Genomic DNA, 12075 nt, shown 5'->3' on the forward strand with positions numbered 1-12075 from the left:
GTACTCCTGGCGGCGTTGATAGCGTATGTAGCGTTTTGATTAGCTTTTGATGGAGAGCCCTTTGAAAAACTACTGTCTTGAACTTTCCGGTGATTACGCTTGTTTTACCCGTCCGGAAATGAAAGTCGAGCGTGTGAGTTATGACGTGATGACGCCATCTGCCGGACGCGCCTGCTTCGAAGCAATCCTATGGAAACCTGCCGTCCGCTGGCATGTTCGCAAAATTGAGGTGCTTAAACCAATCCGCTGGATCAATCTACGGCGCAATGAAGTCGCCAGCGTTGTTTCCATGCGAAATGTCGAGGCGGCAATGAAGGCTGGCAAGGGAGATCTTGCTCTGTACATCGAAGATGATCGTCAGCAACGGGCCGGCCTGTTTCTTCGCGATGTCGCCTACCGTGTTCACGCTGATCTGGAATTTTTGCATGAACGTGATCCTTCGGCTAATCCAATGAAGTACCAGGAAATGTTTGAGCGCCGTGCCCGCAAGGGACAATGCGTCAATCAGCCCTACCTTGGTTGCCGCGAATTTGCCGCTGCATTTCGGTTAGTGAGTGACCCTAAATCTGAGCGGGCAGCCATTACTGAGACACGGGATTTGGGCTTCATGCTGCATGACCTGGATTTTTCCGAACCAGCCGACCCGTTGCCGCATTTCTTTCGCGCCCAGCTTAACAATGGAGTAGTGGCCGTTCCGGACTGGGACAGTGGTGAGGTGCGCAGATGATTTTGCAAGCACTCGACGCCTACTACCGGCGTAAACAGATGGATCCAGATCCGACCAAGCGTCTTCCGGCCGAAGGCCTGGAAGACAAGGAAATCCCGTTTATTCTGGAGATTTCCGCCGATGGCGCCTTGCTCAATATTGCTGATACACGCAGCCCTGAGGGGAAAAAGAAGATAGGCCAACGTTTTCTGGTGCCGCAAGGCATTAAGAAGACCTCAGGCGTCGCCGCGAACCTTTTTTGGGACAACGCGGAATATGTACTTGGTCTGCCGGATAACAAGAAGCTTGACGAGAGTCGCAAGAAGGGTAAAGAAGACGAATATCGGGAACGCCTGCTGGGCATGCATGCTGCGTTTTTAGAAAAAATCAGTGGCTTGCCAAGAGAGGTGAAGGAGGACGCTGGGGTGCGTGCTGTACTTGCTTTTTTTGGCAAACTTGAAATAACGGCGCTTGAGCGGTTTCCTGCTTTTGCCGACATTCAGGCTGGTAATCCTGTTCTCAGTTTTCGATTGAGCGGTGGCGTTGAGTTGGTGTGTCAGCGCAGCGCCGTTGTTGATGCAGTCACAGGTGAAAGTGAAGTCCCGCCTGACGGGGTCTGTTTGGTCCTTGGCCAGCCAGCTGCCATCGAACGCCTGCATCCGGCGATCAAAGGCGTATGGGGGGCGCAGACCTTTGGCGCAAATATTGTGTCTTTCAATCTCGATGCCTTTAACTCGTATGGAAAATTACAAGGCGCCAATGCTCCGTTGGGAAAGGCTGCGGTATTTGCCTACACCACGGCATTGAATCATCTTCTGGCGCGAGACTCACGCCAACGTATCCAGATCGGCGATGCCTCTACAGTCTTCTGGGCAGAGGAGCCGCATGACCTTGAGAACGCGATACCTGATCTATTCGGCGATGCGCCCAAAGACGATCCTGATCGGCATGTCCAGGCCGTGGAGGCCTTGTATTCCGCCCTCCATACGGGGAAGTTTGCCGAAGGGGGTGTAGAGACGCGCTTCCATGTATTGGGGCTTGCGCCAAATGCCGCTCGCATCAGCATCCGTTTTTGGGAAACGGCAACTGCAGCTGAGTTGGCGCAACGCATCAAACAGCACTTTGACGACACCGACATTACGCATGCCGACTACGAGCCACGTTACCTGTCGCTGTTCCGTCTGTTGACTGGTGTGGCCTTGCTCAACAAGGCTGACAATATTCCACCCAATCTCGGTGGTGATGTCGTACGCGCCATCCTAGAAGGGCTGCCCTATCCAGTGGCACTGTTGAATCAAGCAGTGATGCGTTGCCGCGCCGAGCAATCCCGCAAGGATCAAAATGGTAGGCCAACTCAGAACGTGAGTTATGCACGTGCTGCTGTGATAAAGGCCTGCCTAAATCGTCAGATACGTTTCCGCCTAAGTCCCGAGAAGGAGTTCCTGCCCATGCTTGACCCTGAAAATATCAATCCAGGCTACCGGTTGGGGCGCCTGTTCGCCGCGCTGGAAAAAATTCAGGAAGACGCGAATCCTGGATTGAATGCCACCATCCGTGATCGGTATTACGGAGCAGCATCGAGTACGCCGTCCTCCGTATTTCCAACCTTGATCCGCTTGTCCAAGCACCATCTGGGTAAGCTTTCGGGCGGGCTCGCTGTGTCGCGTGAAAGGCTGGTTGGCGACATTATGAACGGCTTCGATGTCGATAGCTTTCCTCCGCGTGTACTGCCGCTGCCTGACCAAGCGCGCTTCGCCCTTGGCTATTACCATCAACGCCAAGCTTTCTTTATCAAATCCGAACCTAAGAGCAAGGAGGAATCCCAATGAGCCTCAACCACCGCTACGACTTCGTCCTGCTTTTTGATGTGAAGGATGGCAACCCCAACGGCGATCCGGATGCTGGAAACCTGCCGCGCCTGGACGCTGAAACAGGTCATGGGCTCGTGACCGATGTGTCGCTCAAACGCAAGGTGCGTAATTTCGTTGGTCTGGTCAAGGGAGATGCGTCGCCGTATGAGATCTATGTCAAGGAAAAGGCCATTCTCAACAAGACTCACGAACGGGCCTATGAAGGCATTGGGAAGGCAGAACTGTTGAAAGGTGACGACAAAAAGCGCAAGGGTGGTGATGCAGTAAACGAAGCTCGCGATTGGATGTGTCGGAATTTCTTCGATATACGCACTTTTGGCGCAGTCATGTCCACCGGCGTTAATTGTGGTCAAGTACGTGGTCCGGTTCAGATTACCTTTGCTCGCTCGGTGGATCCGATCATTGCCCAAGAACACTCGATCACCCGTATGGCGGTGGCGACCGAAGCCGAGGCTGATAAGCAGGGGGGGGACAACCGCACTATGGGCCGCAAGCACACCGTCCCCTACGGTCTCTACGTTGCACATGGTTTTGTATCAAGCTTTCTCGCCAAACAAACCGGCTTCTCGGAAGATGATCTGGCACTGTTGTGGCAGGCTCTTGGACAGATGTTCGAGCATGATCGCTCCGCTGCTCGCGGCGAAATGGCCACTCGCGGACTGTATATATTCAAACATGACTCGGAACTGGGGAACGCCCCGGCGCATGCACTGTTCGAGCGGCTCAAGGTGCAAAAGAGCACCGAAATTCCCCGCAGCTTTTCCGACTACAGTGTGAAGATGGATGATGCCGGGATGCCCTCGGGCGTAACCATCACCCAACTGTTCTGATCCCCACCACGAGAGCGGAAACCATGGACGACGAGGACCTGCTTCCGCTCTCGGCTCTTCAACATTACCTGTATTGCCCACGCCAGTGCGCGCTGATCCATTTGGAACAGCAATGGGCGGAGAACCGGCTGACAGCGGAAGGCCGCTTGCTGCATCAGCGGGCCGACACTCCACAGATTGAACGGCGGCGGGGGGTGCGCACGGTGACGGCTATGCCCTTGCTTTCGCTGGAATTGGGTATTACAGGCACGGCGGATGTGGTCGAATTCCACCGTGGCGAGACTGGCGAACGTGCCTTCCCGGTTGAATACAAACGCGGCCGGCCCAAGGCGCACCGCGCCGATGAGGTCCAGTTGTGTGCGCAGGCACTCTGCCTGGAAGCCATGCTTGGCGTGCCCGTAGAGGCAGGTGCGCTGTTCTACGGAAAAACCCGGCGGCGCAAGGAGGTGCCCTTCGATCCAGAACTGCGTGACCTAACCCAACGCACCATCATTGAAGTTCGCACCATGATCGCTTCACGGCAAACGCCTTCCGCTTGTTATGAGGCCAAACGCTGTGATGCCTGTTCGCTATTGGAACTCTGCCAACCACGCCTGCTAGGTCGCCGCAGCGTTGGCGATTGGTTACGACGGCAGATTGATGAAAAGGAAGATTGAGCATGCGTCGCCAACTCAACACCCTGTACGTCACTACCGATGGCGCCTGGCTGCGCAAGGATGGCGCCACCATCGTGATGGAGGTTGAGCGCGAGGAGCGCGCGCGACTGCCGGTTCACATGCTGGAAAGTCTGGTGTGTATTGGCCGTGTCGCGGTCTCTCCGCAATTATTGGGTTTCTGCTCAGAACAGGGCATCAGCATCTGCTATCTCACGCCGTATGGACGGTTCCTGGCACGCGTCGAAGGCCCCGTTTCTGGGAATGTCCTGCTGCGCCGCGAACAGTACCGTCGCAGTGACGATCCCCAGGGCTGTGCCGCCATCGTGCGCAATCTACTCGTTGGCAAGATTCACAACCAGCGGGCGGTGCTGGCCCGGGGCTGGCGTGACCACGGTGATCGTCTGACTGACCGCCTTGCTTTTCAACATGCGCTCAAACGGCTCAAGCGTATCCCGCAACGTATCCTGCAGGAAAGCGATGTGGACTTGCTGCGTGGTCTGGAGGGTGAGGCGGCTCAAGTCTACTTCGGTGTGTTCGACCAGCTGATCCGGGCTGAGTCGCCCCTGTTGCGTTTTGGCGGTCGCAACCGCCGCCCACCGCGAGATGCTTTCAACGCGCTGTTGTCCTTTCTTTATACCTTGCTCACTCATGACTGCCGCTCTGCATTGGAGACGGTAGGCTTGGACCCCTCTGTTGGCTTTCTGCACCGTGACCGTCCAGGGCGCCCCAGTTTGGCACTCGATATGGCTGAGGAGTTTCGCCCTTTGCTGGGGGAGCGGCTTGCTTTATCGCTTATCAACCGGCGGCAGCTGAATGAACGTGATTTCCAGGTTTTCGACAGTGGGGCTGTGCAGTTAAAAGATGATGCGCGTAAGACCGTGTTGGTGGCCTATCAGGAGCGTAAGCGCGAGCAACTCTATCACGCCTTCCTGGACGAGAAAGTCGATATCGGCCTGCTGCCTTTTGCACAGGCGCAACTGCTTGCCCGCCATTTGCGTGGTGACCTTGACGGCTATCCGCCGTTTCTTTGGAAATGATCGGAGCGCATGGCGATGATGGTCCTGGTTAGCTACGATGTCAGTACGACATCTTCCGACGGTGCGAGGCGTTTGCGCCGCATTGCCAAGGCCTGCCGTGATTACGGGCAGCGCGTGCAGTACTCTGTATTCGAAATCGAAGTCGAGCCTGCGCAATGGGTGCAGCTGCGGCAGCGGCTGTGTGACTTGATCGATCCAGAGTTTGACAGCTTGCGCTTTTACCAACTGGGCGCGAAGTGGGAGCACCGCATCGAGCACATTGGCGCGAAACCTACTCTCAACCTCAATGGGCCGCTGGTCTTCTGACGCGAACCTTAAGTGTCTGAAAATTCCCTACCGCTTTCGCGGAAATATAATTATTTGATTATTAAGGGGTTTTCAGAAAATTTTTTGTGGCCTTCCATATCTTGCTGCTGTACAAGAACGGTTCGCGTATTTATTATTTCTTTCCCTTTGATTTTGCGTGCTTACGCAAGGGGAGTCGCGCCTCGCGAAGGCGCGTGGATTGAAACCTAAACTCAATGTCTAGAACTATCGCAACCATTGGTCGCGCCTCGCGAAGGCGCGTGGATTGAAACATGCTGATGTCTCGACATCAGTTTGCGCGCTGGGTGTCGCGCCTCGCGAAGGCGCGTGGATTGAAACCGTGAATCTGAGCCGCACTATGAGGCGAACGAGGGTCGCGCCTCGCGAAGGCGCGTGGATTGAAACATGCTGATGTCTCGACATCAGTTTGCGCGCTGGGGTCGCGCCTCGCGAAGGCGCGTGGATTGAAACTTAGTAACCCTGGGCGAGCCAGTTGATCATCGCGGGTCGCGCCTCGCGAAGGCGCGTGGATTGAAACACTTTGGAGCATAAAGGTCGAACTGGGTACGGCGAGTCGCGCCTCGCGAAGGCGCGTGGATTGAAACTGATATCCCAGATCCGCAGTGACGGTCGTGTTGTGTCGCGCCTCGCGAAGGCGCGTGGATTGAAACTTGATGAATTGGCTTATGTCTACGGCGTACCATCCAGTCGCGCCTCGCGAAGGCGCGTGGATTGAAACAGCGGGATTGGGCGCGCCCTCGTCCGCATTGGTTGTCGCGCCTCGCGAAGGCGCGTGGATTGAAACCGCGATGCAGCCGGCACGATCGGCGGCCTGCGCACGTCGCGCCTCGCGAAGGCGCGTGGATTGAAACATCCGTACGGATCCGCGGTTGACCTTGGGCAGACGTCGCGCCTCGCGAAGGCGCGTGGATTGAAACAATCTGGTCGTGCCGCTGCCTCACGAGGGCACCGGTCGCGCCTCGCGAAGGCGCGTGGATTGAAACCTTCGCGGCAAAATGGATGTTGTAGGCGCTGGCGGTCGCGCCTCGCGAAGGCGCGTGGATTGAAACCTCGGGATGCTGGGCCAACTCGGGTATGGGTTCGCGTCGCGCCTCGCGAAGGCGCGTGGATTGAAACATGGGTGTCTTCGACTACTCGCTTTTGCTGCTCACGTCGCGCCTCGCGAAGGCGCGTGGATTGAAACATGACCTCTGCCGGCAAGCTGTTCGCCGCCGGCCTGTCGCGCCTCGCGAAGGCGCGTGGATTGAAACTGACGGATGACAATCTGCGTGACCCGACCAGCCAGGTCGCGCCTCGCGAAGGCGCGTGGATTGAAACCCATCCACGGTGCTGGCCAAGATCACCGGCCACCGTCGCGCCTCGCGAAGGCGCGTGGATTGAAACATCTGCGCTCCTTTGCCAGTGAATGGGCAATGGAGGTCGCGCCTCGCGAAGGCGCGTGGATTGAAACACGATCAGCGTGCAGAAGAACCCGCCCAGCGTGGGTCGCGCCTCGCGAAGGCGCGTGGATTGAAACTGGACCTGGGCGGCCAGTGCGATCCCTTGGATGGTCGCGCCTCGCGAAGGCGCGTGGATTGAAACTCGCTCCACACGCGAAGACGTCGAGATTGCAGTGCGTCGCGCCTCGCGAAGGCGCGTGGATTGAAACAGGGCATTGGCGAAGAACCAGGCTTCCGTCTGGCGTCGCGCCTCGCGAAGGCGCGTGGATTGAAACGCGGATTGACGTGGCGGCTGATCCAGCGCGCCAGTCGCGCCTCGCGAAGGCGCGTGGATTGAAACGCCGAACTCGATGCCGCAACGGCTGATCAGGGCCCGTCGCGCCTCGCGAAGGCGCGTGGATTGAAACATATCGAGCTGAAGCAAGCCGCCCCGGCCAGCGGGGTCGCGCCTCGCGAAGGCGCGTGGATTGAAACATTTTGAAATACGACGAGATAGGCTCGGCCGGCCGTCGCGCCTCGCGAAGGCGCGTGGATTGAAACTCCCAATATCGCCGCGTGCGCTGGTCCTGTGCCGGGTCGCGCCTCGCGAAGGCGCGTGGATTGAAACCTCGAAGACAAGGGGATCAAAGTGCATCTGGACGGTCGCGCCTCGCGAAGGCGCGTGGATTGAAACACTTGCAACGTGCCGGCGTCGGCCAAGCCGGGCTGTCGCGCCTCGCGAAGGCGCGTGGATTGAAACACCTATTGTCTGTCCGATCTTCGCCGCTTCTGCAGTCGCGCCTCGCGAAGGCGCGTGGATTGAAACACGCTACCGGCATCGCCGGTCATCAGGTCGTCAATGTCGCGCCTCGCGAAGGCGCGTGGATTGAAACCGCAGCATGGATTGCGATAGCTGCGAACAAAGCGGGTCGCGCCTCGCGAAGGCGCGTGGATTGAAACAATTTCCGCCAGGTGTTCGACATCTGCACGGGCGTCGCGCCTCGCGAAGGCGCGTGGATTGAAACAATCGTGATCGTGTAGCCCAAGCGCTCGGCCAGAGTCGCGCCTCGCGAAGGCGCGTGGATTGAAACTCACGGGCGGATCGACAACCGCCCTCATCCTCCTGTCGCGCCTCGCGAAGGCGCGTGGATTGAAACACGTTTGCCATCGTGATGCCGCCCCCGGCTATTGGTCGCGCCTCGCGAAGGCGCGTGGATTGAAACGTCCCAGGTGCAGCAATGACCGGATGCCAACGATGTCGCGCCTCGCGAAGGCGCGTGGATTGAAACCTTGCGGTGGTCCTCGATGATCTCCCAGCTGCCGGGTCGCGCCTCGCGAAGGCGCGTGGATTGAAACACCTGGATTGTGGACGTGCCGGATCTGATCCAGGTCGCGCCTCGCGAAGGCGCGTGGATTGAAACATCCTGCTCCTGACCGATGTGGTACATCTCATGCTGTCGCGCCTCGCGAAGGCGCGTGGATTGAAACATGTCCATGCAACCCCCTTCAAAATTCTCTGCATGTCGCGCCTCGCGAAGGCGCGTGGATTGAAACCTCGACAACAACCCGGATCGCACCGACCACGGCGGTCGCGCCTCGCGAAGGCGCGTGGATTGAAACGCCAGCACGTATCGCCAGGCTCCTTTTGCGACACGTCGCGCCTCGCGAAGGCGCGTGGATTGAAACCTGTGGAGTTACCAGGATTCGCTGAATAGGGGTAGCATCCAGTCAGTGACTGAGGGTGGCCACCATGTCGAAAGCCAATGCGCCCAGCACAGTAAGGCAGGCATACAAGTTCATTGAATCGCATAGTGGCGAGTTCAACGTGATGACCATGTGCCGAGTTCTCGGTGTTCGGCGCTCAGGCTACTACGCATGGTTTCAGCATCCAATATCTGATCGGGCTCAGGGAGACGCCCGGCTTCTCAAGTTGATCCGTGCTCCTTTACCGCTAGACACGGTATCTATGGTGCGCCGAAGATCTTGCAAGACCTACGTGAACAAGGGGAGACGTGCAGTAAGCATAGAGTCGCACGCTTAATGTCGGAGAACGGTTTGCGTGCATTACACGGATACCGCATACGCCATATCCAATTCTCTAAACCACCAGCGCTGATCCCTAACTTGCTACAACGCCAATTTATGGTGTCGAGACCGAACTAGGCCTGGGTGGCGGACATCACCTACATCCGGACTTGGCAGGGTTGACTTTATCTGGCCGTGGTGATCGATTTATTCTCGAGAAAGATCGTTGGCCGGGCCGTCCGGCCAACCATTCACCGTGAGCTGGTGCTCGATGCTATCACCAAAGCGGTACGGAGTTAACGCCCTCGGAATGCCTTGATCCATTCAGATCAGGGCGCACAGTATGGTCGTCACGTTGAATTGGCCGCTATGCGATTCAATGAACTTGTATGCCTGCCTTACTGTGCTGGGAACACTGGTTTTCGACATGATGGCTACCCCCAGTCACTGATTGGATGCTACCCCTGTCCACTGAATCCTAGTAACTCCTCCCCGCCTGCCCCGCGCACCCATGCAGGCCCGCACAGCCGCCGAGCAGCCTTTTAAGAACCCCCATCCCCGATCACCCCGCGCCCCATCCCCCCAACCCCTTGATCCTAAAGCCTCCTTCCAGAACCCCCCGGCCTTATCCCTAACCTTGTCCACAATTTCCGTGGACAAGTTCAGCACACTGGGCGATTTTTGTGCGTTGCGTCCAAGTCTTTGATCAGACAGAAGATTCAGGGATAACCCGCAGCTTGTCCATGGGTTTGTCCACACACCGCGTGGATAAATCAGTGGAGGGCTTCTTCGGACTGGTGTCATGCAGATAGCAAGGCGGAATCGCCCGGCGATGTCCCACAAAGCAGGGTGATGGTCCTAAAAGTGACATTTCTTTTCAGAAATGGTGCTGATTGTCGTGGTGTAAGCTTGATTTCATCCGCGCCGAGACACATCGTCCGGCAGGAAAAGCGCAGCAAAAATCAAAGGGGTTTCATGGCCAGCAGTGATGATGAAGCCTTCGTCTTCATGGACGAGTCGGGGGAACCGGCAGGGCACGAACATGCGCAGGCGCAGGTCTGGCGGGTACTGCTGGTCGACGATGAGCCCGATGTTCATGCCGCCACGCGGCTGGCGCTGAAGGGCATGGACATCGAAGGCCGGGCGATTGAATTCAGCCACGCCTATTCCGCGGCGCAGGCCATCGAACTGTTGTCGCAGCATGATGATTTCGCCGTGGCGCTGGTCGATGTCGTCATGGGCAGCAATGACGAAGGCCTGCAGCTGGTGCGCCGGATTCGCGAGGATCTGGGCAACCCCGTGATCCGCATCATCCTGCGCACGGGGCAGCCAGGCTATGCGCCTGAGATCGATACGATCCGGCTGTACGACCTGAACGATTACAAGACCAAATCCGAACTGACCCAGGTGCGTTTGTTCACCAGCCTGACAATGGCGATCCGTTCCTATGCGCAGATCCGGCAGCTGGAATCCGGTCGGCGCGGGCTGGAGCAGGTCTTGTCCGCCACGACCGAACTGGGCAAGCTGGTCGGCCTGAAAACCTTTGTCAGCGGCATCGTGACCCAGCTGTGCGCCATCTTGAACGTCGGCGCGGAATGCCTGGTGTGCGCCGCGATGCGGGAACCCGGGGCGCCGTCCTACATCCTGGCGGCGGCCGGCCAGTATGACAATTGGGTGGGCATGGCGCTGCAGGATGTGCCCGACGAACGCGTCAAGCGCCGCCTGCAGCATGTGCTGGATGCCCGGCGGCATTGTTTCGAGGACGGCGTGGCCTTGTTTTTTGCCGGACGGGGAGAGCAAGTGCTGGCCGCCTTCGTCGATATGCCCGGCCCGCTGCCGGAGATCGAGCGGCGCCTGTTGGAGCTCTTTTGCGGCAATATCGCCATTGCCTTTGAAAACCTGCAGCTGTACCTGGATATCAACGATCTGGCCTATCAGGATGTGCTGGTGCGCCTGCCCAATCGCAACGCCATGGTGGCCGCCATCGATGCCCACGAGCCCGGCATGGAAACTGTGGCCTTGGTGGATCTGGACAACTTCTCCGAAATCAACAGCATCCTGGACGATAGCTATGGGGATGCCGTGCTGCTGGCGGCCGCCCGGAAACTGCGGCTGGCCTTCCCCGCGGACACCATGGTGGCCCGGCTGGGCGGCGATCTTTTCGGCCTGTATGGGCCGTGCGACCAGGTGACGTCGCAGCATATTGCGCAGGTCTTCGCCGAACCCTTCGAAATGGCGGGTGGAGAACCTCTGCGCCTGTCGGCCACGGCGGGCCTGGTGCGGCTGCGGGACGACGGGTTGCCGGGGGTGGCGGTCCTGAAGAATGCCGGGGCGGCGTTGAAGCAGGCCAAGCGTTTCCAGCGGGGCAAATCCATGATGTTCGAGGCCGCCCAGGCGGATGCGGCCCGGGATCGGATCCAGATGCTGAACCGCTTGCGGGCTTCTTTTTCGGCGGAACACCTGTTTCTGCACTATCAGCCCTTCGTGCACCTGAAAGACGGCCGGGTCATGGGGGCGGAATGCCTGCTGCGCTGGAAAACCCCCGAAGGCCAGTTCATTCCGCCTGACCAGTTCATTCCCCTGGCCGAACAGTCCGGCTTGATGATTCCGATCGGCGAATGGGTGTTTCGCACCGCCCTGAAGTGGCGCAGATCGCTGGTGGGACTGGTGGGTGATGATTTCCGGGTGGCGGTGAATGTGTCCCATGTCCAGTTCGCGGAGCCTGATTTCGTGCGCAGGCTGCTGGGTATCCTGGGTGAAACAGGCATCCCCGGGGAGCAGGTGGAAATCGAGCTGACGGAATCGGTGGCCATCGGCAATATCGATCTGTTGGCCCTGCGCCTGGACGAATTGCGCGCGCGCGGCGTCAGGGTGGCCATGGATGACTTCGGCACGGGATATTCATCGCTCAGCGTCATCCAGCGCCTGAACCTGGATCGGCTGAAGATCGATCGCAGTTTCATCAGCGGCCCGCGCAGCGGCGATGATCATTTCGGCATTGCCCGGACCGTCATCGCCCTGGCCCGGCACCTGCAGGTGGCCACGATCGCCGAGGGCATCGAAACCAGCGAGCAGCGCATGGCGCTGCAAGCGTCGGGCTGCGAAGAAGGGCAGGGGTACCTGTTTTCACGCCCGCTGGACGAGGCCGCGTTCCGGCAATGGTTGATGGATCGGCGGGCAGCCGCGTCCTGAAGATCCGCCTTGC

General features: G+C 58.5%; 7 protein-coding genes, 1 pseudogene and 1 CRISPR repeat array. All 8 genes and pseudogenes read left to right on the forward strand.

The features are described from left to right. Positions 1–61 precede the first annotated feature (61 nt). On the forward strand, positions 62–727 hold the full coding sequence (cas5c, locus tag WBG56_RS10900) for a type I-C CRISPR-associated protein Cas5c (protein ID WP_424268165.1): 666 nt from the start codon (positions 62–64) through the stop codon (positions 725–727). After that, entirely contained in the window at positions 724–2535 is a 1812-nt protein-coding gene (gene cas8c / locus WBG56_RS10905) for a type I-C CRISPR-associated protein Cas8c/Csd1 (RefSeq protein WP_424268167.1), read from the forward strand. Before cas5c ends, cas8c begins: the two co-directional genes overlap by 4 nt. Continuing rightward, positions 2532–3407: a type I-C CRISPR-associated protein Cas7/Csd2 gene (gene cas7c / locus WBG56_RS10910; protein WP_424268169.1), complete on the forward strand. Its 876-nt coding sequence runs from the start codon at positions 2532–2534 to the stop codon at positions 3405–3407. Before cas8c ends, cas7c begins: the two co-directional genes overlap by 4 nt. Positions 3408–3430: 23 nt before the next feature. Beyond that, positions 3431–4063, forward strand: a complete 633-nt coding sequence (gene cas4, locus WBG56_RS10915; protein ID WP_424268171.1) for a CRISPR-associated protein Cas4 — start codon at positions 3431–3433, stop codon at positions 4061–4063. A 2-nt stretch (positions 4064–4065) separates the two neighbouring features. Next, positions 4066–5100 (forward strand): type I-C CRISPR-associated endonuclease Cas1c, encoded by a 1035-nt coding sequence (cas1c, locus tag WBG56_RS10920; protein ID WP_424268173.1) that lies wholly within the window; start codon positions 4066–4068, stop codon positions 5098–5100. Positions 5101–5115: 15 nt separating this feature from the next. Continuing rightward, on the forward strand, positions 5116–5406 hold the full coding sequence (cas2, locus tag WBG56_RS10925; RefSeq protein ID WP_424268220.1) for a CRISPR-associated endonuclease Cas2: 291 nt from the start codon (positions 5116–5118) through the stop codon (positions 5404–5406). A 174-nt stretch (positions 5407–5580) separates the two neighbouring features. Beyond that, a CRISPR array of direct repeats spans positions 5581–8531; the repeat unit is 32 nt; unit sequence GTCGCGCCTCGCGAAGGCGCGTGGATTGAAAC. Positions 8532–8801: 270 nt separating this feature from the next. Next, positions 8802–9008, forward strand: a pseudogene (locus WBG56_RS10930) (IS3 family transposase); the annotation flags it as partial. Positions 9009–9845: 837 nt separating this feature from the next. Next, a complete protein-coding gene (locus tag WBG56_RS10935; protein ID WP_424268175.1) occupies positions 9846–12062 on the forward strand; it encodes a GGDEF/EAL domain-containing response regulator in 2217 nt (738 codons plus the stop codon). Positions 12063–12075 lie beyond the last annotated feature (13 nt).

The organism is Castellaniella sp. (genome assembly GCF_049671645.1).
Classification (GTDB): Bacteria; Pseudomonadota; Gammaproteobacteria; order Burkholderiales; family Burkholderiaceae_B; genus Castellaniella.

Excerpts from the sequence above, each read along its gene's own strand:
- cas8c (WP_424268167.1), top strand. The coding sequence starts at position 724 with ATGATTTTGCAAGCACTCGACGCCTACTACCGGCGTAAACAGATGGAT.
- cas7c (WP_424268169.1), top strand. The coding sequence starts at position 2,532 with ATGAGCCTCAACCACCGCTACGACTTCGTCCTGCTTTTTGATGTGAAG.
- cas4 (WP_424268171.1), top strand. The coding sequence starts at position 3,431 with ATGGACGACGAGGACCTGCTTCCGCTCTCGGCTCTTCAACATTACCTG.
- cas1c (WP_424268173.1), top strand. The coding sequence starts at position 4,066 with ATGCGTCGCCAACTCAACACCCTGTACGTCACTACCGATGGCGCCTGG.
- cas2 (WP_424268220.1), top strand. The coding sequence starts at position 5,116 with ATGATGGTCCTGGTTAGCTACGATGTCAGTACGACATCTTCCGACGGT.
- WBG56_RS10935 (WP_424268175.1), top strand. The coding sequence starts at position 9,846 with ATGGCCAGCAGTGATGATGAAGCCTTCGTCTTCATGGACGAGTCGGGG.